The organism is Streptococcus huangxiaojuni, from assembly GCF_040930515.1.
In the GTDB taxonomy this organism is placed as follows: domain Bacteria; phylum Bacillota; class Bacilli; order Lactobacillales; family Streptococcaceae; genus Streptococcus; species Streptococcus huangxiaojuni.
Genome location: NZ_JBFQEG010000002.1, coordinates 56,913 through 82,047, shown reverse-complemented (window position 1 = coordinate 82,047; position 25,135 = coordinate 56,913). Strand labels below are relative to the sequence as shown.

Genomic DNA, 25,135 nt, shown 5'->3' with positions numbered 1-25,135 from the left:
AAGAAGTTTCTATTAAACTTCTCGTGTCTTCACTTGCTTAACCTTTAGCTTGTGAGTACTCAAACGATCAGGTTCGCCTTTCAAAAGACGCTGCTTTCTGATGCTGCTTGAATAGTCTTTATAAGCCTTTTTAGGCGATATACCTTTCTTCTTACTCAAAGCAGATACCTGTTCTTTCACAAACCGATTATTTGTTTCTTGACGTCTCCGTTCCACACCTGCATTTCTCTTAGCAACTTTTTCTAAGTGCTTTTTATGTGCTTCACGCTTAATCTCAGCTCTTTCTAAAGCCTTATTAGGTTTAACAATACGATCTTGATATTTTTGCGAACGATTAGCCAATTCTTCACGAGCCCATGAATCAGGAGCACCTTCAGAAAGTGTTCGATAAGCAGACGCTCTTTTCCGATTAAGATCATTAGCTAATAACCGTTTAGTTTCTTCACGTTTAGCCTTCTTATAATCCGATTCCGCATTAACAAAGGGCCTTGCTTGTTTTTCACTCACACCCCGCTGTTTAGCCAAGCGCTTAGCCTTATAGTTCCTAGCAAACTCTTCCCGTTTACGATTTAAAGACTGCATGCCTTTTCTTATCGCACTATTTCTAGCGCCTAGCATACTTGCTCTAGCTAATGCTAACTTAGATAAACCACGGCCACCAGAAGAGCCTGCTCCTCCTCTTCTCCTTCTGTATGCAGACCACCTTGAACGCATTCTGCTGCCAGCACCAGTCAAATTAAGTCGATCACCTGTAATAATCCCAATAATCTGACCTCGGAAACGATAGGTTAAATATAAAATGACAAGGTTCAGAAAAACAGTCAATATATAATCCGAAGTTTTTTCCATAATAAAATTAGATATAAGTTCATAAATATACATAAAAATAACAGTGAAAAATGTCATAAAACCTGACAGCCCTGTTAAAATTATCGTACGCTTACCAAAATTTATCAAAACACCAGATAATGTTGGAAACAGGCTGATAATCAAATAAAGCCAAGAGAAGGCAAAGATAATCAGCAACATAACATTTAGCACAAAAGCCACTAAGCCAAAGAAATCAATTACTACTCCTAATACCAAAGCATTAACAATTGAACCAAAGGCATAAGAAGCCTTCTCTCCCCAATTGTTTGTAAGATTAATAACTTTAGGATCTTTTTCATCTGCCAATTTATCAATACGATCATCTCCTACTTTAAAACCTCCATCATCTTGTTCATAACCAAGCAGGGTTTTAAGGTCATCATCTGAGAGATTAAGACCTAGACTAGAGCCTTCTGCCGGCTTATCTGTCCTATCCGCATTCATGTAAGCATAAGGCTGCCAGATGACTTTTTCAAAGTAACTATCCAATACAGCATCTTCACCACTGCCATAAACATCTGTAGAACCCGATACATCAGCTGCTATATTAGCAAAAACACTATTAACATTATTGTATGCTCTAGTCAGATAGTAATCACCAGTAGGTGCCTTAGAAAAGAAAATAAAGGTTGCAGCATAAACAACAAGCAGCTTAAAAAGTGTTTTAAAAAAACTGCCACGGCCAGTCGCATAAAGAAAAAAAGCATAAACCACAAACAAACCGCCAATAAAACCTAACATTGCAGTAGACATCAGATTATTGTAAATTTCAGCCGAAGCGTCAATCACAGTCGTAATAGCACCATCTATTGACCCAAAGTCAGATACAGCACTATAAATACTGGCACAAATACCAAAGATAAATTTAGTAACCCAAAAAATACCTTGTATAATGGTGTTAAAAAGATAATTCGTTTCAGACGATAATCCAAAAAAATCATTTTTAAAATAAACCTTAGAGGTGAAATATTTTAAATCATCTTTAAAATTCGCATAAGTCAACTCACGACTAGCAAAATCCTTACCTGATTTTTCTTCAGCAAGCGCCTCAAAAACTGGAGCAGAAAAAGGCTCTAATGACGAATCGATTGCTTCTGAAAGCGCCTTACCTTTTTCCTCTTTTAATTTTTCTTCCTTTGTCTTTTTAGTATTTCCTGATGGTGCTTTAGCAAAAGAATCAACTGTATCTGGAAGTTCCACACTTTCAGTACTCTCTGATGGTACTTGAGCAAAAGAATCAACTGTATTTGGAAGTTTACCAGAACTCGAATCAATAGCTGTCTTTGTATCCCCAAAAATCATAGCAGAAGGAAAAAGCAAAACCAAAACAGATAATACTAAGATAAGCCATAATGTTTTCTTAGCTTTCATATTTTTTCCTCCTTTCTAGCTAAACAGCTTTCAGCTCCGTTTGTACCGTATTAAACAAGACGGTTATTTCATCAAACATACCATCAACAGTGATACGCTCCTTACGGCCAAAAGTATCATAATAAATGCACTGACCCATTGTCATGTTGCCCATCCAGGCACGGGTCGTATCATTCTTTTCAATCCTAATATAATCAAGCACATCATCAATTTCCCGTTCTTCCAAAAAGGCAAAAACCGTACCAAACCCAGTATCATCACTTTCAGTTTGAGTATCATGAACAGACTGCGTACCCAAAATCATAAAGTTATTATAAGCGCGGCCGACACGTTTGATATTGGTAATCAACTCTTCACCTGCAGGAGTACCTTCCAACATCCAACATTCATCAAAGACCGATAACGTTTCAACTGCTGGATTTCTTTCGCCAAATCGCTTACAGAAATATGATAAACCATAGATTACAACCATAGATTTCAACTGACTTTTAGAATATTCCCCTTTTTGAGCGGCCTTAGGTAAATCTAAGCCCAAAACACCTAAAATAGTGATTTTATGATTTAAATCAAGCGCCGGATTACGGCCATCAGAAAAACATAACGATAGTATAGAATTTTGGGATTTACGCCACAGATTACGGCCAGCATTCACAACATTTTTCGATTCAGAATTCATCATATCTTCAAATACATGCAGCATACCAACCTTCTCACCAGCTTCTTTTCGATTCAGAACCCGTTCTATACTAGCAAGATAAGCTTCTTCAATTTCATCTGTATTATTTTTCAACATCAAATCAATCATCGAATCCGCCAAATCAGTTGCTTCCTGCCCATCCAGAAAAACAATTGGATCTAATGCCCCATAGTTTTCTGGAGATTTAGCATCCAAAGTAATATAATTGATAGATTTAATATATTGCTGCAACTCCGGAAAAGTATCTGTTTCTTCCAACTCTTTAAGTATCCTGTGATACTGTACTCGTATTTCATTTTTAGGATCAATATACAAATACTGCCCCTTCAAAAGACTGTGATATGTGAAAAGCAACTTAATCAAATAAGACTTACCTGACCCTGTTTCTCCCATCACACCAGCATGAGGATTACTTGTAACTTTACCTTTAATGCCAGTCTTATTAGCCTGTAAAAGATTCGCCAAAACTAGCTTAGAACTAGATGCAATAGCCGACTTATAATCTCCCTTCCATGATTCAATCTGATTATCCACTCGGCCAATAGGAAAACCAATATCAGTCCCGACCTTGTGAGTGATAAAAAAGAGATTTTCACAAAATCCTTCTAAAGGTAAAGGCTGAATAAAGTTTTTATCTGAACTTGTTAAAACCTCACCAAAACGATTTTTATAAAAAAGATAAAGTTGATCCGCTTGAGCTTTCACCAATTTAACTCCCATAGATTTCAAATGCGTCAGCAACATATCAATCTTATATTTTAAAATATCAATCGTCTCACCTGTAATAATCAAAGTGTGTAGATAAGAAACCAAAGGTTCTCCTTCATCCACCTTTTCTTTCAAATCTTCCAGCAAATAACGACCTCTAGCCACCTTACTGTTCTGACTATCACCAGCGTCCTCAGCTTCTTCCTGCGTATTTTTTAAACGCCGACGACTACGTTTTCCTCTGCTTGGTAAAGAGAAAAATCCAAACTTGCTCGAAAATTGCACTTTAAATCGAGATTCTACAGGAAAATTCAACCCCTGCAAAGCTTCCTCTAAATGCAAATAAGAGACATTTTCAGGAATTTCATCAATTGGAAGACAGGCTACATAAGAACTATCATTATAATTGCTTAATTTAATAACGTTAACATTCTCAAATTCTAAATTAACATCATCAATATTTTCAACAGAGGCCTCAACCGCTCTCACTTCTTCGGCTCTATTAAGAACCATTCCTCTTCTGTATTGCCAAAGATTAATGAAAATATTTTCCTCTGTGCTAATCCTCTCCACATCTAGCAAACCCAAAGAATTGAATAAAATTTCTTCACCACGAGTGTATTTCTCATACCAGTCAACGGGAACTTTTTCGCCCATACCTATAAATGATAAAGTCGTATTCCTTACCGTCCTATAACTTTGCGAAACAACCTCTTTTAAATCCGTAGAAATATGAATAGATTTTAAAGGTACAATCAAATAATAAATATCATCATAAATATCCCCCATAGAAGTATAGAGATGATCTATCATCTGATTAAGCAAATATTCAGCTAAATCTGCCGAATCCGCTGCCCAATCAATATCCTCAGAGAGTTTATTCAACATCTCTGTGAGGTCTTTATCCATAGGTATACGGGCAATTTCAAAATCTTTATATGATTCTAAGCCAGAAAGCACCGAAACTCCCAAACTTTTAAAGTTTTCTTTCTCTTTATCATCAACACTATTAATAATCTCAGAAGGAACTCGATAGATTGCAAAAACACTGCCATCTTTTTTCAAAAACAAGTTTTCCTTAAAATCCCAAAGATTATTCAACATGTTGCTATCAGCAACATTTAACACATCAGATAAACTCATTTAAGCTCCTTTCCTTTTGGCTTCCTGTAAACTTGCCCTTTGTTAATATAAATACTATCCTCACGAAACCCGTAACGAACATAAAATAAAAGGTAATCTTTTAAAAAAAAGATTACCCCTTTTCCATCAATCAGCAGCTCAGACAAAAAATGCCCAGCATACCAACCAACGATCCCACTAAAAACTGTCCGTGCCCCCCATGGAGTAAACGGCAGCAATAATAACAACAACAGCCACAATAATCCACCTACAGCTATACCATACGCAAAGAAAGATAATCTAAAAGCAGAACTAAGTGAAAAGGTATTAGTTAATCGCTGTACCCAATAAGGTTGTGATAAGGCTTGTTTGTAGCTATAAAGTTCTTTATCTTTCTTCTTCAATCATTACCCCCTATTAAAAATCTTTTGAATAACACCGCCTACCTGAGACATCACCTCCGATGGACCATTCGCAAATGTATAAGCTGCCGCTCCAATAATGAGAGTTGTAATAATTTTACCTATCTGCCCTTTAGCAATAGATTTAACAAATTCTATAGCGACATAGCCATAAATACACCAGTTAATAAAATTTTGAACCAAAAAATCCCAAAGATTTTCTAAAGTCATTCTTTCCTCCCAATCTAATCAGCATAATCTGCCGGAATAACATGTTTCAAATCATCAACATAAAAATCACCATCTTTTTGGATCAGCTTCAAAGTAAAATTCTCATTGTGTTTTGCACCAGCAATATCAAACTTCACTTGTACATAAGCCATCATGGCATTATCAGTTTCCTTGTAATAGACATATTCAACCTTCTCAAATACAACGCCTGTAACAGCCCGCAATTGATTGGAAATCAAATCCAAATTTTTCTGACTGGTGGTGTAATTAACGAAAAACAGATTGATGAAATCATCTAATTTAGCACTTTCCGAATCAGAAAATTTATCAGCAGCTGATAATTCCAAGGCCTTATCTGTATCAACATCACTAGCCTTTAAGTCAGAAACAGCTTCAATCCAAGGTAAACCTGCTACATAATAGCCTTTATCTGTTTCACCATAAGGAATCGAAAACTTAACAGTTACTCGGCTCATTTCTTCATAGCCAACATCATATGTAATCTGATAAGCAGCCACATTATCCTTAATAGTCTGCAGTCTTGCAGAAACAAGTGTAGTTGGCTGCTTATCATCAGATGATTCATTTTGTGTTGGAATCACATCATAGTAACCATTCAATGTTTCCAATTCCTCTTTACGTGTCTCATAATCATCAGATACGGTGAAATAAGCCGTAACATAGCCATCTAAAAACTGCTGCAAACGATAATCCACATTATCTGTTCCAAAAACAACAGAACTCTCAACAGATTCCTGACTATCATCAGAAGACCCCACAAGATTAGAAACAATAACAAATAAAGATAGCAGTACAATTCCGGCCAAACCTCCAATAAAAACAGCATTCATTTTGCGTTGACTAACCAAACGCATTTCATTCTTAGATTTCTTATGCTGCTTTTTTAAAAAATGTTTACTTGCCTTTTCTTCCTTACTTTTCCTTTTAAACAATCTTTCCTCCTTTCTTCTAAAGAACAGCGACATCTACATAGAAGCCTCTTTCAGTGTTCAGCAAAAAACCTTGCTCAATATAGTTATTAACCGCATTGACCCAAGTATTTGCCTTCATGAAATACTCAATGACTTCAGCTACATCTACATATCTCAAAACATATTGCATCACCTCCAATTCATCTTTAGAAACAAACTGATAGTAGTGAGAAAAAATGTGAACCAAAGGCTTACGCTGCCTCAGCTGATGAACAACCAAAAAAGCATCACCATCATAGATTTCGGTAATGCAACGTTTAATCCCATAAGCTTCTGATAAGCTAAATTGTGTATCTATCCCCCAATCAGAAAAACCACAAACAAAAAAGGCATCGTCTTCGATACCTCTTTCTGCCATTCTTTCTCTCACTTGCTCCTCAGTAAATTTCATTAAATCTAACTCACAGAGCGGATAACTTCTGCCATCACTGTACACTCTAATACTCGCCAGCATAGCTTCTCCTTTACAACAAACCTCTCAAAACGCTTTCTAAATCTTCAATATAGGTAAATCCCCTGCCTCTTTTCATCTCAACTTCTTCACTTTCGCTATTTACAAAACATTTAGCAAACAATCGCTCAGGAATTTCCTTGCCAAAGTCACTTCCAATATAGTAATCAACAGCTACTGTAAAAGAATTAATAAACCTAGCCATTACGAAAATTGTAGAAGATGCACCAAAATCATCAAATTCAACAACTCTATCATAAGCATTTGTGTTTAAATCAAGCATTCTTCTAACAATATCCATAGAGTTATATTTAACAACATAATCACTGCCGCCTCCATTGCCACCATTACTGACTTTTTCAAATTCCGCAATCCTATTCAATTGTTCCAATTCATTCAAATCAAACAAACCAACAGACCACCTATCAGTCCCATCAATTTCCCGAATTTCAACCATCTCATCATAAGAACCAGAATGACCTATACGTGTTAATTGACCGAAATATAAAGGAAAATCAAACCAAGCCCCTTGTCTAGTAGTAGGATTAACCATATAAGCTCTAACCATCATAATTCCTCCAAAAACAAAAAAGCAGTTAATGCACTTCTACATTAACTGCTCCTCACAGAATCAAAACCATCTAATAATCACACCATTTTCAGCCTTATAGATAAAGCCATCGTCCAATAAAGCTTCAAATATATAATCATCATTCAAAAACATATCTACAGTCGTCCACAAAAATTTAACATCATACAGCCCATAATCATCGTACACTTTCACTATAAAGTCAGCTTTAGAATCATAAAAATGGACATCATCAAAATGACTGACATCTACATAACAACAATATTCAAAAACCGCAGCAGCATATTTTTCACTCACCGAAGCAACTTTTTCCAACTCCTGAGCTATTTTATTTGCTTGTTCAAATGAATATGTAGAACCTTCCTCACCATAATCGCTATACAAGCCCCAACATGTAAAATCATCTTCAGTTCTAGCACGACATTCTCCGAACGCATTTTCAAATGATTGTTTGGCTACTTCAATGGTTAATGGCAATTCAAGAGTTAATTCATTCCAATCAAGCGTATCATGCATAACTGTCTTTAGCACCTTCGTTCCTCCTTAAAAACAAAAAAGCGGTTAATGTACTCTCACATTAACCGCCCTGCTAACTATTAAAGCCACTCAATAACAATACCATTTACAGCCTCTCTGACACTTCCATCTTTAATAACATCATCGAATATGTAATCATCATTTAAAAACATATCTACAGTCGTCCATAAAAATTTAGTATCCCTTAAACCATAAAGTTCATACAAATCATCTAAATAATCCATCCTAGAATCATAAAATCTAATATCATCTAAATTATCAAGATCTTCATAATCACAATACTCAAAAAAAGCAACAGCATATTTTTCACTCATCGAAACAAGACTTTCCAACTTTTTCGCCAAACTATTGGCATAATCTAAAGAAAAAGTCTCTCCATTTTCACCAACATCATACTGGCTAGATAAACCATAGCATTCAAAATCATCCTCATCTCTTGCATGACATTCACCATATCGTTCCTCAAAAATGATTCTAAGCTCATCAAAGTCTACCGGCAAATCAGCAACTACCCTATTGTTATCCTGTTTATTAACAATAGTTGTTTTAAGCACACCCATTTTTAAACTCCTTTAAAATAAAAAAAGCAGCCAAAATAAATTGACTGCTTACTCTTCCTATTTGACTAAATCAACAAAGGTCGCCCCATTCTTACGCAAGCCGCCTTGGAACATCCGCATTTGACGATTATTGTACCAGTAACGCTTCAAGGTCTTTTTGATATCCTCAAACTGCAAATCAGCTAGTTCTTTACCAGTTAAACTCATAAACTCATCGTTTTCTACCTGTTTTTGAAGGCTATTAGCTAATTCATAGGCTGCTTCAAAATCATTAGCCTGCAAGCTTTCACCAAGTTCTGATACTGTTTGTTTCAATTGCTTTGTAAGAGCATTCTTTTCTTCTTTATTCATTCTAATTTCCTCATTTCATTACTTTCATCTTCTAAAATTCAACTACAACAGCCTACATAGTCAACTATCAGTAGGCGATCTAATCCGATTATCAATAACTATCATCATCTACCTCTTCAACGATTTCTTTCTATGATGAGTTTTCTTAAAAACATCATAATCAATGGGTTCAATTTTTGACCTTATATAATCTATAACTTCAAGCAAATCATCAAGACCTATTAACCCACCATGATACATACAATTTGACATAACTTTCCAACGATATATTCATCTGAAAAGTATGATCAGGAAACCAATTTTGGTAAACCGAATCAGTTATCCCAAGCTATGCCAACTGTTTTCCAATAGGAACATTTGTATCTTGTTTGCGTCTTTTCAGCTCACATTCAACCGCTTTAATAATACGATTTTGTGGATTTTCCATCACTCCTCCTCAAATCTTAATATAAACAAACCTATTATTTAACTCGACCACATTCCAAAATAATCAAACAAACCATAAAAACCCATCAAAGCATTCATCACAAAAATCCAATAATGTAAAAGCCAAAATCTATCTCCATTTTTTAAATCAACAATATATATAGGATAATGTGCTACAGCTAAAATGATATTCAATAGACAAAAAAAATTCATTTTTTACACTCCTTTCGACTTTAATACATGTATCTGTATTCGATATTTTTTAATAAAACTCCTTAAAATAACTCGCCTTCTAAATTCACTTTCTAAAAGGATTCCAAAAACCAACAACTTCCTTTTAAGGGTCACAAAATACTCAACTTCATCCTTATATTCTTTTCTTAACTGCTCATAATTTATTGCCGAATACTCATCTAATCTTTTTTTAGCTTCATCTATCAATCCATACATACCTATATTTTGATGAAAAATCGGAAAATAAAAACCAGCAGGAGCAGAGCCATAAAACACTTCATCTGGTATCTCATCTACAACAGCCTTCACAAAAGCCTTTGTCAATTCTTGACTTCTTAAAAAAACAGTCACCTCATCAGCCTTAAAAAATTTCATAATCGATAGACCTCTTTCAATTTCAATACACGCTTCTGCAAATGATTCTCATGGATTAAATTAAAAAGAATTTCACGACGCTTATCCTCTTCCTGCATCATGAGACCAAAAACAAGAAACCGTCTTTTTAAAGTAACTAAATCCAATAGTTCTGCATTATACTCTCTCCACAAACTACCATATACTATCCAACTCTTCCTATCATCTTTACTACGTGCCTCTTCAAGCAAATCATTCAAGTCAACACGATAAGACTTAAAAACATCATTTTCAATATCATCACCATAAAAATAACTTTTAGGCAACATAAATACAATCCGCTCTATCAATTCCTTTGTCATCTCACGTGCAAACAAAAAATCAAGCACCTTCTCGTCTTTAGGCAGTAACATCGTATTCATCATAATCACCTCGTTTAACTTGTACGCTAGAAATCACATCCAATAATATTTTTTCTGCTCGTTCATTAATTTCACCAGATTCCAAAATAAACTTAAAATTATCCTCCCCAACAATTTTATCGAACTCCTTTACCATCGCCAGAGAATCAGAAACTTGATAACGAAGCCATTTAATGGTAGACCTAATATCATATGGTTCCGGCCGCATCGATAAACGCAGAGGTTCAGTTCCACCAAAAAGCCGCTGCCACTTCCGATCAACTAGAAATGCACCAAAGCTATTCACACCATCATAAACAGTCAACCGGCTATTAATAAGACCACGGCCAATTTCAGCCAAATCAACCCCAGCTATATATTCTTCAACTACACTATCTGCCTTCTTATGAGCTAGCCGTATCTCATATCTGTTCCAAATATCAAAAATTTCTAACGATTCTTCTACAGAGATTCTCTCTTGTTTTGCCAACTCATATCGTTTTTCATAAAAATTAAAATACATTTCAGATTGTCTTGACCCAAAATAAAGAGAGATACCTTGCCGTACCTCCTCATAATTATCATCTTCAAATTTCAATGACCCACCGCCAATATAATTCCATGACCGCATCTTTTCAAAATCAAGCTCCTTTTTGTAATATTTAGCAATCAAATCTGATAATTGATAATGCTCATCTTCTCTCTCATAACCCTGATACACTTCATCAATAGCAATATCCAAGCGTGTAACCTTCATACCATTTCCAAAGCTACGAGACATTTCCAAAAGCAACCTCTGCCAAGTCCAACCATAATGCTCCAATAAAACTTCCATCTGACGACAGCCAGCCCCCGAAAGCTGCAAAGTAATCTGATAATTTTTAGTTTCAAATTTATCATGATAATCAAATATCCAAATATCCCCTCTCTTCCATAAATGGTTATACATCATCAACCTCGTTTCATAGGAGCCAAATTCTTTAAAAGGAATTAATAAGTGCTGCCTTGTAAAAACTTCCAAATCCATAACGCTTTTAAATGTAATCCTGAGATAATCAATCATGAATCGCAATCTAGACGGTTCACATTCATCATAGCCAAAAGCTGACTTGATTTTCCTAAAAGTTTCTAAACTCAGAGGCTTCTTCCCAAGTTCATATTGAGACACCATTTGTTGAGATATACCAATACTTGAAGCAAACTCCTTTTGTTTCAAGCCTGTCTTTTTTCTAAACTCTTTCAAATAAATCGGATCCAATAATAACCTCCTGCTTTTATAAAAAATACAACCACTTTTTTGCGAAAATACAACCACCTTCAAAATCTTGTAAACCCTTGATACATATGGAGTTACGGGGGGTGAAAAATGCCATTTTCTCATTTCTTACCCCCCTATTAGAATATAGGGGGTTGATTCTCTTTACCAGGGATGGATAACCGCAGATAACCGTCAATTTGAGGGGGCTACGCCACCTCAAATTGACTATCTGCTATCCATCCCTGGTAAAGAGAGAAAGGCAAAAAACCTTACTCCATAAAATACTTTTCAATAGTTTTCGGCCATGATAAGTCACTCTTCTCCTTATATTCATAAAGGCTTTTCAAAAAATCCAAATCATTTTCAAAAAGCAAAGTTTTATCATTAGCATCCCTACCAAAAGTATGATAACCCTCACTTTCAACAAGTGATAAAACTTTAAAAAGTTGAGGACGAGATACACCTAACACTCCAGAAGCAGCAGTCAAATCATAATGTTGCTCTTCTAAATTATCATCCATAAACCCCTCTCCTTCCTTTTTTTCAACCTTTTCTCTAACCGGAACGACATTACTCAATTTCTCTTTAACAACAGACACACCTTTATCATCATCAACAACACCAGGCAAAACATTCTTATTTTCTGATGGATCAAACTGATTTTTAATACGCTTCAATTTCGCAAAATGATCATAAAACGAAAAGCCTTTTTCCAAAACAGGAGAATAAAATTCACGTGCCACTTCACCCTTAACAGCCGCATAACCTCGACCATAAACACGATAACCAGAAACATACTTTAAAAATTTAAATTCTTTATTCCGATTAACCTCCTCAAACATAATGTTATAACCATCATCATCCAAACGACCAACAACAAGACGAAACATCATACTACTCTGCAGAATAGAAGGCAAATCAAGCCGAGAAGGTTTTTGCATTGCTGGAACAAAAAAGACACCAGCTTGTCTACCCTTAAGAACAATACCTCTTAAAACCACTTCAAAAAGATCTCTATCCTTAATAGACATACTATCAACAACTGATTTAAAAGAATTATACTCATCACAAAACAAAAAACAAGGCTCCAAACCATATTCCCAATAAGTCCTTAACTCTTTATCATCATGACAAACCCGCTCTTTATTCATGTATTTATAGCGATCCCCCATAATATTATGAACCTTCACAAAAGTGTCAATTATCTCTTTAGCATCAAATACTATCCGACCTTTAAACGCCTCCATTTCTGCCATTGTTACAAAATCAGCTTCTTTAGGATCACATATATATACCGTACCTATCCTAGCCAATGCTAAAATCAAAGTACGTAACAAAACAGTTTTACCGCCACCAGTACCACCAGCAACAATCATATGTGGATCAGAATCAAAATCCCAATAAAAATTTTCCATGAGTTTTAATCCTTTACCCTTCACATATTCTACATCGGGCACTTTTATCCGATTCAAAAATGCAGAATAAGCCATAGTATAAGTTTTAAACTTAGCACTATCAACTGTTTCCATATAATCCATAGCTAGACTAGTCTCAAGATCACCGCCAATTTTCTTAAACTTATCCTGAAATTTATTTCCAGCCATCTCAAATGCAATATCCAAATCAAATTTTCGCTGCCTCATATAAATTTTAGGAAAACGATAGGTAGTACCGCCATTCTTACCTTGCTTACGTTTTTCATAAACAAAGCCATGTTCAAACAAAAAACGAGATATAATCCCCAAACGATCAAGTTTCTTTCCAAAAGGCGTACACTCACGGAAAAACCAAGTCAAATAAAAAGAAAAAGCCACAACAAATATTATCAAAATAACTGATAAGCCTATTGTCCATTTATTTAAATCAAGAAAACCCTCATAAATAACTTCAAAATTAAAATAAAGAAATAAAACAACGGGTATTAATAATAAAACAAAAAAAGAGGTAAAAAAAATCACATTCATATACCTCATCCAAGGTCGGACTCTTCTACCTCTATATTCAGGTAATAATTTCATCTACTACCCTTCTTTCTTTTGATGCTCCTGCTTTTGATTATTATGCTGCCCTAACTTACGTACACCAGTCGCAAATACCTTAATACGATCAGAACGCTTACCAATCGAAACATAAGCAAAATTAAGATTATCAAGCTCAATATTCTCTCGGTATTTAATACCTAATTCATTAAAACGCACCTCAGTCATATCTAAAACAGTCACAGCAATCGACTTCTTTAAAAAAGAAGAAGAAACTGACAAAACAAGACCACGAGTCTCACCCGTAGGAATTTGAGGATAAGTACCGTCTTGACGACGAGGCTGAGAAGTGTCGTCCATATAATCCAAATCATCCCCAACCACCTTAATAAACCTTAAATCCCCAAGAATTTCTTTAGGATTAACCAAACCATCATCTAAAACACGATACGAACGATCCGCAAACTGTTTTTTTTCACCAAAATCCAAACCTACTTTAGCCATTATTTATTTCCTCCCACACGTTTTAATTTTTTTGCAAGCACATTCATAGCCGGAGAAACATCTTGACCGTTCCAAGACGTATCTTCCAAAAAGTAACACTCCCCATCAATTTCAACCTCATCATCAAACTGAAAAACTTCAGGAAGAGCAGGTGTAATGATATGAAACACACCATGCCTCTCATTATTTACAATGTGCCTTTGATAAGTGCCAGCAACACCATTTACTCTACGAGGAGCAGTCCCTAACTCTTCATAAAAAACTTTTCCCACAAAATCAGATTTTAACTTCAAATTATCAATAAGTTCCATCTTTATACCTCACATTTTTAAAAATAAAAAAGCTTCCGAACTGTCTTATCGTTTATTTGCTCAGAAGCTAAACACAACTAAGCCTTTTTACGACCTGCCCAGGTCAAAAAATTATTTCTTTTCAAACTTTCGAATACCTAATAAACCAAACAACACCATAAACAGACCAACAACCACACTCAAAATCGTTGCTTCATCTCCTGTTTTTGGCAAGGCTGCCGCCTGAACAACTGGCGCCTCTGGCACTACTTCTGCAGGCACATATCCATCTACTACAACCTCTTCTGGTTCCTCAGGAGTAATAGTTTTAACTTCATTAGATTTCACAGGATATTCAATAATATTCCCATCAACATCCTTAAAAGCAATATTAGTTGTAAAATCATTAAAGACTTCCCCAGCCTTAATACGCACAAAATCAACATCTACACCAACTTGAAAATCACTATCTTTAGCAACACGTGCCAAAAAATCAGAATTCAGATTAACGACAAAACGACCAGTTGATTCATCATAAGTTTGTTGTACAAAGGCCACTAAATCAGCTTGACTTTGAAGAACCGTACCATCTGTAAGTTTAATTGGAACAAATGCATAAACACGATATCCTAAATATTTATCATGCTCAACATCCAAAACATCTACAATTTCATATTTAACAAGCTCATCTTGTCCATTAGCCAAAATAAGAGGCGCTTGTAATGTGTAAGTCGCTGTTTCACCAACACGCAATGTACCATTATCAATAGAAACACCATTTTTAACAACATCTTTCACCGAAACCAGCTCATTCTTAAAAGCATTAAGATAATAAAAAACAGTTACACCAACAGGAGCCGTTGGCAATGGTTTTTCTTCCTCATATGTAGGTGTTACAGGAATTCCAGTTGCCTTCACTCGAGAATTAAATGAAAAAAGTTGATTACTGTCATTTGTCCCTCCAAAAGTAAAGGTTACTTTATCTCCTGTCAATTTAAGAGCACCTGCACCATAATAAGCAAAATCAGAATCCTCTTTATCCCACTGATCTCCTAATATAGCATTATTTGTATCCGAATAAACTGAACCATTATGCATATCTACACTTGAACCGGTAATTTTAATAAACTCTCCACCAGAAATCTGTGAAACATATTCTCGGTAAACTGATGCTTCCGCTGGATCATCACTCGGACTAATTCCTGTACTATCAGAAGAAGCATTTAAAGAACTCAAAGAAATAAGCGCAGAACCTTCTGAAAAATCAACCTTAGAACCATCCGAAAAATAAAATTCTGCTTCAAAGTCATAAGCAGTTTCTCCACCAGCAAAATTAGAACCTAATTTTATTGTATTCGTTGGATCTTTAAAAATATATGCAGTTACCAAATCATTCCTATTAGGCACTTCACGTGCAGTATAAGTATAAATAACTTTAGTAATTTGTCGCCCCATAAAATAACTATTTTCAAGACCATCATAAATAACCGTTACTGGTTGGTCTTTTTTAATAAGGACTTTATAAGACTGTCCTTGATCAGCCCCTTCATTAATAGTATCTGATAAAATAGGGGCAGCAACAAAATCACTTTCAGAAAAATTATTTGAATTTAAATAAAAAATATTTCCAACTTTATCCTGTCCATTAGTCGATCCAACACTTAAATTCGCATACTGACCACTAATTGTAACCGCAGCATTTGTTTCTTTATCAAAAATTAAATCCTGAGCCTCAACACGAGAAAGATATCCATCTTTATCTTTATTACTTTCAGCCTCAGCTAACTGCTGCTTATAAGCCGCTTCCTTCTCAGCATTACGTCGAACAATCGCTTCATTTTCAGCTTCAACTGCCGCTTTCTCAGCTTCATAATTAGCAATCTCTTGCGCCCGAACCTCAACTGCAGAATTAATAACTTCCGCCTGTCCAGCATAATCTTCCTCACCAGCTATACTATCATCAACAATAGCCATCTCTTCTTGAACAACAGTCAATCCCAAACTTTGAGCACTTTCAATCGCAGAGCCCAAACCATCAGTTACCGGAACAACTACCGTCTGAGTAGCCACCTGCTCAGTAGCAACTCCTGTCTCTTCAACATTTCCCACTTCATCAGCTGAAACATGCCCACCCAAAAAAGCAATTCCTAACGCAATACCACAAACTAAACCATATGCTTTCGACTTACGAAAAAAACCATGACCAACAACTTTATTCTGATTCATTAATTTTAACTCCTATTTTTATTTAATTTAAAACAAAAAGACAGCTTTCTAGCTGTCCAAAATAACAACAATCTTCACCTTTAAAACTTGGTGCCCTTACAAAAGTCATCTATCCTCCAAAACACTTCACTCAATCAAGCGGAAAAGCATCAAACAAATACCACCTATCATTCTTGATATTCTTAATAAAAAAATTAACCAAAGGAGTCTGCCAAACACCGCCCAATATTATAAAATCACTATCATCTACATAGCCACTAATCACATCAAAATCACTTCTCTCAACCTTAACTAAATAACATTTTCCTCCTCTATTAGTAAAAACTTCAAAACCAACCTCATCATCTTTATAAAAAAACAAGACAACATCATCAGATGAATCTGGCTTTTTCAAATGAGACAACAACTTCCTTTTCCTAAAAAACAAAACAATCCAACGCCAAAAACTTCCCAATAAATCACCTACCATTAAAAACCTCCTCTATATATTCATTATCTACCATAATCTCACCACCTTCATCATAAGCATAATAACCTATACTAACTTCACCATCCCGAATCATCACAATAGTAGGCGCTTTAACAACACCAAAATGTTCAGCTAAACTCTTACCATCCGCTGTAGTAACATCAACATAAAAAGTAGTTATCAAACTCCCCTTACTCTCTTCAATTATCTTATCTTTAGCCGCTTTACAATACGGACAACTCTTCTTATAAAACACTAAATTAACATTTTGTTTATAGACCACATCATTATATGCAGTAGCAGATAATTCCTTACTATAATCACCAGAACTATTAATTAAAACATAATCACAAAAAAATTTAGCCGATGCTAAAAAACCAAATAAAAAAACAAAAACCAAAACAAAAGATAACAACCTCTTTTTCAAACTTTTTCCATTATCAACTATCAATAGATCAACACCCCTCTATCAAACCAATAATTTCTAAAATTATCCATTTCACTATAATAATGTGCACCATTCCGGTTAATAACATCAATAAACAAATATGTAGCAAAACTAAAACTCCAATTACCAATATTTGTATAAAAATCTAACAACTCCTTACGATAAACCTCTATAAAATCCTCTAAACTTTCAACACTTTCAGAAAAAGGATAAGTAGGTCGCAAACAAAAATCAGATTCATCATCAAAAATCTCAATGCCATAAAAAAAAGACAAAGGTTCCCCTTCTCCAGTAACATGCCATTTCCTAACCACTCTAATCAACCGAATTATAACTCACCTTCTTCCTACTTTCCCCAAAAAACCTAAAACTTTACCAAAAAAACAACCTAAACAAAGACAAAACTAAACCTAGCCAAAAAAAGAAAAAAAGAAAAATTATACTAAAACGTGCCATACCGAAATCATCCAATTCCCCCTTCCTTTTCATCCTCTGAAAAAGAAGACTTCCTTTTCTTCCTTTGTATTTTCTTTTTTCAATCAACATCTTCATATCTAAAAAGGAGCCAAAAACAAGAGGCACCCCTATCAAAATAAGAAAAAGAATACCAGAAAAAAACAAATGATTATAAAGCTCTATCATTTAAAAAACTCCTTTTCATCAACAACTAATTAATCAACCGTTTTAATTTCAGCTGGAATCCACATTTTAGGATTAAAATTAATAATATATTTATAACGGCTCACATCTTTAGTTGTAACATCTTGAACAATATATGATACATTATCAGATAAACCAACTATATGCTTTTGATAACTTTTATTTCCATCTTCCACTAATATTTCCAACTGATTATCTTCCGTATCAGCCTTAATTGACATCCTTCCTGACATTTCAAACATAATATCATTTGTAATAGCATCAATAACTGTTACTTTTCGAACCGTATTAAAATTATCAGCTTCTAAACTCAAATTTTCAGAAACACGATCAGCCTCTGAACAAGCAACTAACAAAACTGTACTCATCACACCAACTAAACCAACAATCAACTTCTTCTTAAATAACATAAATACCCCTTTCAATCTAATAAATCAAATAACAAACCCAAAAACAATAAGTCACAAAAAGAAACAACATACACTCTTCTAAAAAAATCAACAGTTACTTCAAATACAGAACCTGTTCCTAAAAATACAAAAAGTGATACGCAACATACAAAAATAACACTTATAAGAAACGGAACACCTAAAATAATTAAACAAGCAAAAAAATTTTCAACAACCACCTCAAACAATCTCTTCAACAAATCAATCCAATTCCTTAAACTAAAAAACCTCCTCATCCTCTTATTACCTCTTCAAAATGCTCCATAAAAGAAAAAAATGAAGAAAAAATAGAATTAAAAAATAAAAAAACAAGACTAAAAACAATAAGAAAAACACCAAACCAAAAATATTCTCGAGGAATATCTTCATTCCACATTTTCATAACAACAAGAACAATACCTGCAAAAAATAACAGCAAAACTCCCCATAAAACAACATTCCACATTATATTTATCATAAATCTGTCTCCATATCATAAAATTCTTCACATGCTCTTTTATATGCTTCATAAAAATCATCAAAATGATTAGATAAAGGCAACTCTCCATAGTCAATATAGCAATTAATAGCCTCATCAATTGTACTGGAGTTAGTACCTTTAAAAGGAAATGTTAATTCATCAATAGGCAAAATCTCCCGCCTTATTTGATTTACCTGCTCCATCAAACAACGAGCTTCTTTCATTTTTTGATTAAATTCTTTCTTACTAAGCATTTCCCCCCCCATTTTTTATTCAAATCAGAAACAATATCAAAAAATTCACTATCTAAAACAAAACAACCATTAATACAATTCTTTTCAATTACAAAAAATTTATAAAATAATAACCAAAACTATTGACAATAAACCCAATAAAACATAATAATGTACTGGTAAAAAAGAAATCCAATATTTCCCATACATAAAAGCTAATATAAGCTGAATCAAAAAACACGTCCAACCTAAAATTACAGCTAAAATAACACCACCAAAATTAAAAACAATCACTTCATTAATAAAACTCCCCACTAACTAGAAAAGACTTAACTGATGATCTAACTGAAAATTCAACCAAAGCACCTCAGTTCGAAACAAACCGCCTTCTGCTACAGCAGCAAACTCCAAACGCTCCCAATTAGATAAATATCTATTATACAAGTCACTATCATAACCACTTAAAACAATCTTAGCCGAACTTTTATTAATCAACTCCAAAAGCTCTTCATGATCTCTATCAGTCATTTCACAATTATATTGCTTCCTATTTCTTGTAGACAACACATATGGTGGATCAATATACATACAAACATCTGAATAATCAAATCGTTCAATCAACTCTAAAGCCGGCCGATTTTCTATCTGAACTCCCTTCAACCTCATCACATATTCCCAAATAATATCCGGAAGATCATTCCAGTGTTTAACAGCATAAGCCCTTTCACGGCCAATAATATCATTCTTCCATCCAGACTTATCATTAACCCTAAAACCATGAGACATCAAAGATTTTATTAAAAAATTCAACGCCCTATCAACTTCATTCAAAGAAGAATTTTTCCAAGCAACATTATAAACATCTCTACTATAAGGCGTTAAAAATAATTTCTCCTGTAACTCTTTAGAACTAGACTGAATAACCCGAAATAAATTAACAACATCACTATCCAAATCATTCACAGTCTCAATAGGAGCAACCGATTTACTAAACAAAACAGCCCCAGAACCAAAATAAGGTTCCAAATAACTTTTATGCTCAGGCAACAAATCAACAATCTTACTCGATAAATTCCATTTACTGCCTGGATACCTCAATAAAGACTTTACCATTTCACTCTTCCTTAAAACTTCTGTCCTGTAGAATAGAATTTTCATAAGGTAATTCCAACTCTTCCTTAGAAAAATTTACTTTATCTATATCAAAAAAATCATTTAAATCCATTATCATAAATACCATCCTTTTAAAAGTGAAACCTACTATCAGATAATCTCACCTATACTACACCTCTGATAAGTCAAATAAAGAGATATCGTTTATCTCTTCATGCCGTACTTCTGTCTGATAATACTGTCTATAATACTTACCTGCATCTCTAGCTAAGCTCCTATTCATACTCTCAAGCATTAATACTTTCAAACCTAAATCTACTGTTTTCTTCTTAGCTTTACGTTCACAATAGAGTTTACCATCTTTAAAGGAAAATACGCCAATACCTTGCCAATAATATTTAGTTAATAACTCTTTATCACTAGCTTGTACAAACAGCTCATATGGCAACACAAGATAATTATAGTCACCATAAAAGGACAAAAGAGCCTTACTCTTCAAATCAGCTAATGAAGTTTTGACTTCCCAACACTTCAATAAACCAGTTGTTTCATAGGTCATCACATCAACAATTTCTATCTGATCAGTGATTGCTGATTTAGAACGCCAATTGCCAATCATTACTTCAACACAAGCAAAAACACCCATTTTATTATTGTGATTTAAAATAGCTTTCTCAACTGTTTTAGTTAATGTAGTCTTTGTCATTTTAATACCTCATAGACCCACTCCAAAGGAGTTTCAAAATCATAATAACTACTAATTAATAGCGCTCCTCCACTTCCTCTAGGAGAAATAAAAGGTTTATAAAACAAATCACCTAACCATTTTTCATTTTTAGTATCCCAAAATCTAAACTTTGGTATCATCCTTTACCTCCTTCAAAACAACATCTTCAAAAGGCAAAGTAAATAGCCAATAATACCCTTCTTCATGCGGGCGCTCGTTCATTTGCACGTCCCCGTATATCCAATCAATTTTTGTTACAGGGTATGTTTTTCCCTCAAATTTTACATAAGCTTCAAATTTTGGTATCATTTCTTGTTCTCCTTTCAAAATAATTCAACTAACCAAAATATTCTAAAATCTCTTCTAAATCTTCTTCATCAATAACAACATACCTTTTATTCTTTTGATGAAAATCTTCAATAACATCATCCCAATTATCTTCTTTCTCAAGCGACCAAACCCTATTACTATAACTAATTTTATTAATTTTACTAGCCAAACTATCATCAACAATTGCAAAGTAACGCTGATTATAAACAACAGAATATTCCATAACTAAACTTCTCCCATTACCTACCCATAAATCAAATAAACAGCAACTTCCATTTGAGGAAACCCCAAAGCACTCGTATGCCACTCCTTAAACTCATCATCTTTAGGTAACCAATCCTTACTTGCAAAAACACCATATCCATCTGGAGCCTCTTCACCAAAAATACAACTCAAAGCCCCCATCAACGTTAAGCCTTCTTCCATCATTTCAGCAAAATAATCTATCCTTTCTTTAACCTTTACAGGAAAATTATGTTTCGGTGGATTAATTTTTCCACCATCAACACTCCAACCATAAATCCCATCTAACATTACTTTTTCAAAATCATCTCTTTTCATCTTCCACCTCTTCTGCAAATTGCCAAACCCATGAAAGTTCAGAGTTTTTTATCAACTCTTCAGTTAATCCACCCGGAATACGACTATTATGCTGCTTAATCTTATCTTTAGACCGATAATTACGATCACTTAGATACAAATTTCCATCACTTCCCATACAAACCGTTTTATAGCGACCATCTCCAACTGGAATTACCACAACATAAACAAGCTCTTTTTTAAAAGCATACTCTTTAAAAGCATACCCATACAACCAAGCTTTAGCAAACTTTTCACTATTATCAAAAATCCAATCATCTACTTTATCATCAAATACACAAGATACCATAGCTTCATACAAATCCAAACCATTTCTCTTAGCACTTTGAATCCAACTTGCAACAAACTCCGGAATAATTACCTTCCCTATATTTTGATTATCCATTTTCTCAATATAATTAATCAGCGAATCAATAACCATCCGTTCTGCTGAAAGTCTTTTTAAAGACCTAATCAAATCTTCCTTTCTCATCTATCTACCTCCAAATTTATCACTCATCTCACTACATCTCTACTACTCATATAATGCTGCATAACTGTCTGCAACGCCCAAACTCTTAAACCAGGAGTTAAATCACCATTTCTTCTTGCTACTCTATCTAACTTCTCTATCTCCTTACAAACCTCTTTATAGCAACAATCATATAATCCAGAATCCGAATCATAAACAGAAGCATTCCAAACAAATCGATCAACAATCTTCTTATATTCACCCTTATAATAGATATCACTTGCTACCGTATTTAACCCCATAAACATCCTCCTTAAAAAACAAAATCAAATTATAATAACCGCATTCCCTTACATGCTTTAAAAAAGCCATTAAAAAATTTAACAGCCTTTTTAAAACAAAAAAACCAAGAAGTTTTGAACTCCTTGGTCTACATGCTTCAAATTAATCAACGCTATAAAAATTTCATTCTTCAAAAATTAACATTCTCAAAAAATAGCATTCTAAAAAATAACATTCATTAAAATTTACAATAAAAAAAGTTACTTTAAACACAATTTTAAGTACACTGAAAACACCTTGGTTTAAAGCTTTTATGTGCTCATATCATCGCACACTCCATGCTCCCTGTCACCAGAAAGACATATGCTTTCAGTCGACCATAATCAGAGACTACAGTCTTAAGCCAACCCAATCAGGTCAACCCCCGCCATCTGTGCCTTTAAAGCTTATAATATCAGAGCGGTTCTTGTTTTTTCTACATCTGCGGGAAAACATTAGCAACTCCAACCCATTATTTGAATTTTCATTACTAAGAGCAAAGCTCAGCCGAAACCCGAGTACGTTGTTGCAAACTTGTTAGAAACTAGCTAAATATGATATAATTTAGCTATAAACGTTAACAATTCTTTTGTTCTCGTTGCTCTTTGAAATCGATATAAAATAACAAACAACCACCAATATTTTATATCTTCATAAAGAACTGTAACAAAGCATGAGAATTGTTACTATACCAATCAATAATTATTATATTGACGAGGTGTAGGTCTTTTCTCGTGCTTTTTCGTTTGAGCCGTATTATAAATCTATAAAACTAGTCTCAAACAAGTCTGCAACAATAATCAGAATAATATATGGATATTAAAAGGAGAAAAATAAATGCTATTTGAAATATTAACTGAAATTACCTACCACATCATCAAAGGTATACTCAGCATAATAACTTGGCTAGTAATAGAACATCCATTCATCACAACTATAGTAATAGCAGTCATCTTACGTAACACATTCTAATTACTTACCCAACAATCAAACATTTACTTTACTTCCAGTACATAACACACATACTATTAGCTTTTGACAAATCAACCAAAATAACGTACAATTAAATTGCTACATATAACTGTGCGTTGGATTTCAACTGATTGTCAGTAAGAATCTGACGTACTTTTTATTTAATTTTCAAAGGATATAGTAAACTATACCTAAAATCTTTCTCAAAGATACACTTCTTTTTTTTCTTAATCACTTAAGCTTTTTTGGTATCTAATAGAAAGACTGATGCTACCATCAATAGGTATATTGAAATAATTAAAAATTTTAATTACTTCAATATATCTACAGAAAGAAATTTTTATGAAAATTAACGAACAAGAATTTGATTACTATTTCAATAAAATCATTCTATTTTATCAACAAAACTTAATCAACGCCTCTCTATCAGGAAATGAAAATAAACTCTATTCCATTTTTGAAGAAATGTTTTCTGATGGAGATAAAAACGAAACAATCAAAGGCCTTTTAAAATACCTATCTAAAGGAGATACACAAATTCTCGAAAAATTACATAATGCCCGTATCGAACATCACTTCCGCAATAGACTCGCTCGTTGCTTAGATGACAGAGAGCCTGAAGTTGTAAAACTTGTCTTAAAAGACCTTTTCTACGAGTTAGAAGACTTTATTAAAAATTACTAAAACTGTTCATCAAAGATCTCATTTTTTAAAGCTTCTAACTTCTCATTATATTCATTCACAATTTCATTGTAGCGATCTTTATATTTTCTAGGAACCTTTTCCTTAAATGAATCAACCTCTTCCTTAGAAATTAAATCAAAATCTAAATAAAGAATACCATCGAAAAGTTTAGCCTCTCTTTGCTGCTTACAAATACAAGCTGCTAATTGTAAATATTCTGTTTTAGTCATTTTTCTTCTACCTCCACATTAACGAAAGGATTTGACCTACAACAACCATGTTGTTATAATTATTTTACATCATTCTTGTTGTTGTGTCAACAGGTTTCTTTAAAAAAATATGTTTTCTCAAAAATTGAAAGAGCTAAGACTTGAAGCCAACCTATCTCAAAAACAAATCGCTTATGAACTAGGAGTATCTCAACAATCTTATGCCAGATGGGAAACCGGAAAACACGAACCCACTCTCAATACTCTTAAAAAAGTTTCTAAATTTTTCAAAATCCCCATTGAAGAGCTCTTATCTGATAAATCCCTCTCCCTTGAAAGAATACTTTCTAGCGAAACGATTACCTATCAAGATAAAGAATTATCAGATGAAAATCTTCAAGAATTTAAGCAAATTACTAATGAATTCATAAAGTCTATTAGTTAATCCAAAACTCCT

At 34.0% G+C, this 25,135-nt stretch carries 36 protein-coding genes; 2 read left to right on the top strand and 34 right to left on the bottom strand.

Annotation, left to right across the window (positions count from 1 at the left end):
• Positions 1–12: 12 nt before the first annotated feature.
• The 33 genes from AB3329_RS01885 to AB3329_RS01725 all read right to left on the bottom strand — a co-directional run bounded on the left by AB3329_RS01885 (position 13) and on the right by AB3329_RS01725 (position 22,794).
• Positions 13–2,241, bottom strand: coding sequence for a hypothetical protein (locus tag AB3329_RS01885; RefSeq protein WP_368394052.1), 2,229 nt, complete (start codon positions 2,239–2,241; stop codon positions 13–15).
• Positions 2,242–2,260: 19 nt separating this feature from the next.
• A complete protein-coding gene (locus AB3329_RS01880) occupies positions 2,261–4,789 on the bottom strand; it encodes an ATP-binding protein (RefSeq protein ID WP_368394051.1) in 2,529 nt (842 codons plus the stop codon).
• Positions 4,786–5,172 (bottom strand): TcpE family conjugal transfer membrane protein, encoded by a 387-nt coding sequence (locus tag AB3329_RS01875; protein WP_368394050.1) that lies wholly within the window; start codon positions 5,170–5,172, stop codon positions 4,786–4,788. Before AB3329_RS01875 ends, AB3329_RS01880 begins: the two co-directional genes overlap by 4 nt.
• Before the next feature lie 3 nt (positions 5,173–5,175).
• Entirely contained in the window at positions 5,176–5,400 is a 225-nt protein-coding gene (locus tag AB3329_RS01870) for a TcpD family membrane protein (RefSeq protein ID WP_368394049.1), read from the bottom strand.
• A gap of 14 nt (positions 5,401–5,414) precedes the next feature.
• Positions 5,415–6,353, bottom strand: a complete 939-nt coding sequence (locus tag AB3329_RS01865) for a conjugal transfer protein (RefSeq protein ID WP_368394048.1) — start codon at positions 6,351–6,353, stop codon at positions 5,415–5,417.
• 16 nt (positions 6,354–6,369) lie between these two features.
• Positions 6,370–6,846 carry a hypothetical protein gene (locus tag AB3329_RS01860; RefSeq protein ID WP_368394047.1) on the bottom strand — a complete coding sequence of 159 codons (477 nt, stop codon included), beginning with the start codon at positions 6,844–6,846 and terminating at the stop codon, positions 6,370–6,372.
• Between the two features lie 10 nt (positions 6,847–6,856).
• Positions 6,857–7,414: a hypothetical protein gene (locus AB3329_RS01855; protein ID WP_368394046.1), complete on the bottom strand. Its 558-nt coding sequence runs from the start codon at positions 7,412–7,414 to the stop codon at positions 6,857–6,859.
• Positions 7,415–7,474: 60 nt separating this feature from the next.
• Positions 7,475–7,963, bottom strand: coding sequence for a hypothetical protein (locus tag AB3329_RS01850; protein ID WP_368394045.1), 489 nt, complete (start codon positions 7,961–7,963; stop codon positions 7,475–7,477).
• A 65-nt stretch (positions 7,964–8,028) separates the two neighbouring features.
• Positions 8,029–8,529: a hypothetical protein gene (locus tag AB3329_RS01845; protein ID WP_368394044.1), complete on the bottom strand. Its 501-nt coding sequence runs from the start codon at positions 8,527–8,529 to the stop codon at positions 8,029–8,031.
• A 57-nt stretch (positions 8,530–8,586) separates the two neighbouring features.
• On the bottom strand, positions 8,587–8,880 hold the full coding sequence (locus AB3329_RS01840) for a hypothetical protein (RefSeq protein ID WP_368394043.1): 294 nt from the start codon (positions 8,878–8,880) through the stop codon (positions 8,587–8,589).
• A 642-nt stretch (positions 8,881–9,522) separates the two neighbouring features.
• On the bottom strand, positions 9,523–9,915 hold the full coding sequence (locus AB3329_RS01835; RefSeq protein WP_368394042.1) for a hypothetical protein: 393 nt from the start codon (positions 9,913–9,915) through the stop codon (positions 9,523–9,525).
• A complete protein-coding gene (locus AB3329_RS01830; protein ID WP_368394041.1) occupies positions 9,912–10,319 on the bottom strand; it encodes a hypothetical protein in 408 nt (135 codons plus the stop codon). The genes AB3329_RS01835 and AB3329_RS01830 overlap by 4 nt, the downstream gene beginning before the upstream one ends.
• Complete coding sequence (locus AB3329_RS01825; RefSeq protein WP_368394040.1) at positions 10,294–11,553, bottom strand: replication initiation factor domain-containing protein; 1,260 nt, start codon at positions 11,551–11,553, stop codon at positions 10,294–10,296. The genes AB3329_RS01830 and AB3329_RS01825 overlap by 26 nt, the downstream gene beginning before the upstream one ends.
• Before the next feature lie 269 nt (positions 11,554–11,822).
• A complete protein-coding gene (locus tag AB3329_RS01820) occupies positions 11,823–13,571 on the bottom strand; it encodes an FtsK/SpoIIIE domain-containing protein (RefSeq protein ID WP_368394039.1) in 1,749 nt (582 codons plus the stop codon).
• A gap of 3 nt (positions 13,572–13,574) precedes the next feature.
• Positions 13,575–14,036, bottom strand: a complete 462-nt coding sequence (locus AB3329_RS01815; protein ID WP_368394038.1) for a conjugal transfer protein — start codon at positions 14,034–14,036, stop codon at positions 13,575–13,577.
• Complete coding sequence (locus AB3329_RS01810) at positions 14,036–14,347, bottom strand: cytoplasmic protein (RefSeq protein WP_368394037.1); 312 nt, start codon at positions 14,345–14,347, stop codon at positions 14,036–14,038. The genes AB3329_RS01815 and AB3329_RS01810 overlap by 1 nt, the downstream gene beginning before the upstream one ends.
• A 111-nt stretch (positions 14,348–14,458) precedes the next feature.
• Positions 14,459–16,552, bottom strand: coding sequence for a GbpC/Spa domain-containing protein (locus AB3329_RS01805; protein WP_368394036.1), 2,094 nt, complete (start codon positions 16,550–16,552; stop codon positions 14,459–14,461).
• 130 nt (positions 16,553–16,682) lie between these two features.
• Positions 16,683–17,021: a hypothetical protein gene (locus tag AB3329_RS01800; protein ID WP_368394035.1), complete on the bottom strand. Its 339-nt coding sequence runs from the start codon at positions 17,019–17,021 to the stop codon at positions 16,683–16,685.
• The gene (locus AB3329_RS01795; protein WP_368394034.1) at positions 17,011–17,472 is read right to left on the bottom strand and encodes a thioredoxin domain-containing protein; all 462 of its coding nucleotides are present in this window, start codon (positions 17,470–17,472) and stop codon (positions 17,011–17,013) included. The genes AB3329_RS01800 and AB3329_RS01795 overlap by 11 nt, the downstream gene beginning before the upstream one ends.
• Entirely contained in the window at positions 17,469–17,792 is a 324-nt protein-coding gene (locus AB3329_RS01790; protein WP_368394033.1) for a hypothetical protein, read from the bottom strand. The genes AB3329_RS01795 and AB3329_RS01790 overlap by 4 nt, the downstream gene beginning before the upstream one ends.
• A 49-nt stretch (positions 17,793–17,841) precedes the next feature.
• A complete protein-coding gene (locus AB3329_RS01785) occupies positions 17,842–18,111 on the bottom strand; it encodes a hypothetical protein (protein WP_368394032.1) in 270 nt (89 codons plus the stop codon).
• Positions 18,112–18,140: 29 nt separating this feature from the next.
• A complete protein-coding gene (locus AB3329_RS01780) occupies positions 18,141–18,539 on the bottom strand; it encodes a beta-sandwich lipoprotein (protein ID WP_368394031.1) in 399 nt (132 codons plus the stop codon).
• An 11-nt stretch (positions 18,540–18,550) separates the two neighbouring features.
• Positions 18,551–18,757, bottom strand: coding sequence for a hypothetical protein (locus tag AB3329_RS01775; RefSeq protein ID WP_368394030.1), 207 nt, complete (start codon positions 18,755–18,757; stop codon positions 18,551–18,553).
• Positions 18,758–18,810: 53 nt separating this feature from the next.
• The gene (locus AB3329_RS01770) at positions 18,811–19,035 is read right to left on the bottom strand and encodes a hypothetical protein (protein WP_368394029.1); all 225 of its coding nucleotides are present in this window, start codon (positions 19,033–19,035) and stop codon (positions 18,811–18,813) included.
• The gene (locus AB3329_RS01765; protein ID WP_368394028.1) at positions 19,032–19,292 is read right to left on the bottom strand and encodes a hypothetical protein; all 261 of its coding nucleotides are present in this window, start codon (positions 19,290–19,292) and stop codon (positions 19,032–19,034) included. The genes AB3329_RS01770 and AB3329_RS01765 overlap by 4 nt, the downstream gene beginning before the upstream one ends.
• Positions 19,293–19,589: 297 nt before the next feature.
• Positions 19,590–20,384 carry a DNA adenine methylase gene (locus AB3329_RS01760; RefSeq protein ID WP_368394027.1) on the bottom strand — a complete coding sequence of 265 codons (795 nt, stop codon included), beginning with the start codon at positions 20,382–20,384 and terminating at the stop codon, positions 19,590–19,592.
• A 169-nt stretch (positions 20,385–20,553) separates the two neighbouring features.
• Positions 20,554–21,090, bottom strand: a complete 537-nt coding sequence (locus tag AB3329_RS01755) for a hypothetical protein (protein ID WP_368394026.1) — start codon at positions 21,088–21,090, stop codon at positions 20,554–20,556.
• Positions 21,087–21,251, bottom strand: coding sequence for a hypothetical protein (locus tag AB3329_RS01750; protein ID WP_368394025.1), 165 nt, complete (start codon positions 21,249–21,251; stop codon positions 21,087–21,089). The genes AB3329_RS01755 and AB3329_RS01750 overlap by 4 nt, the downstream gene beginning before the upstream one ends.
• The gene (locus AB3329_RS01745; RefSeq protein WP_368394024.1) at positions 21,235–21,420 is read right to left on the bottom strand and encodes a hypothetical protein; all 186 of its coding nucleotides are present in this window, start codon (positions 21,418–21,420) and stop codon (positions 21,235–21,237) included. Before AB3329_RS01745 ends, AB3329_RS01750 begins: the two co-directional genes overlap by 17 nt.
• Positions 21,421–21,448: 28 nt before the next feature.
• Positions 21,449–21,664: a hypothetical protein gene (locus AB3329_RS01740; RefSeq protein WP_368394023.1), complete on the bottom strand. Its 216-nt coding sequence runs from the start codon at positions 21,662–21,664 to the stop codon at positions 21,449–21,451.
• Positions 21,665–21,684: 20 nt separating this feature from the next.
• Positions 21,685–22,002, bottom strand: coding sequence for a hypothetical protein (locus tag AB3329_RS01735; RefSeq protein ID WP_368394022.1), 318 nt, complete (start codon positions 22,000–22,002; stop codon positions 21,685–21,687).
• Entirely contained in the window at positions 21,989–22,513 is a 525-nt protein-coding gene (locus tag AB3329_RS01730) for a DUF1642 domain-containing protein (RefSeq protein ID WP_368394021.1), read from the bottom strand. Before AB3329_RS01730 ends, AB3329_RS01735 begins: the two co-directional genes overlap by 14 nt.
• Before the next feature lie 23 nt (positions 22,514–22,536).
• A complete protein-coding gene (locus AB3329_RS01725) occupies positions 22,537–22,794 on the bottom strand; it encodes a hypothetical protein (RefSeq protein WP_368394020.1) in 258 nt (85 codons plus the stop codon).
• 1,333 nt (positions 22,795–24,127) lie between these two features.
• On the opposite strand from AB3329_RS01725, the gene AB3329_RS01720 reads away from it, so the two are divergent.
• Positions 24,128–24,469, top strand: coding sequence for a hypothetical protein (locus tag AB3329_RS01720; RefSeq protein ID WP_368394019.1), 342 nt, complete (start codon positions 24,128–24,130; stop codon positions 24,467–24,469).
• On the opposite strand, the gene AB3329_RS01715 is transcribed toward AB3329_RS01720, so the two are convergent.
• The gene (locus AB3329_RS01715) at positions 24,466–24,699 is read right to left on the bottom strand and encodes a hypothetical protein (protein ID WP_368394018.1); all 234 of its coding nucleotides are present in this window, start codon (positions 24,697–24,699) and stop codon (positions 24,466–24,468) included. The two genes, AB3329_RS01720 and AB3329_RS01715, sit on opposite strands and share 4 nt — an antisense overlap.
• 109 nt (positions 24,700–24,808) lie before the next feature.
• On the opposite strand from AB3329_RS01715, the gene AB3329_RS01710 reads away from it, so the two are divergent.
• Positions 24,809–25,123: a helix-turn-helix transcriptional regulator gene (locus tag AB3329_RS01710; protein WP_368394017.1), complete on the top strand. Its 315-nt coding sequence runs from the start codon at positions 24,809–24,811 to the stop codon at positions 25,121–25,123.
• Positions 25,124–25,135 lie beyond the last annotated feature (12 nt).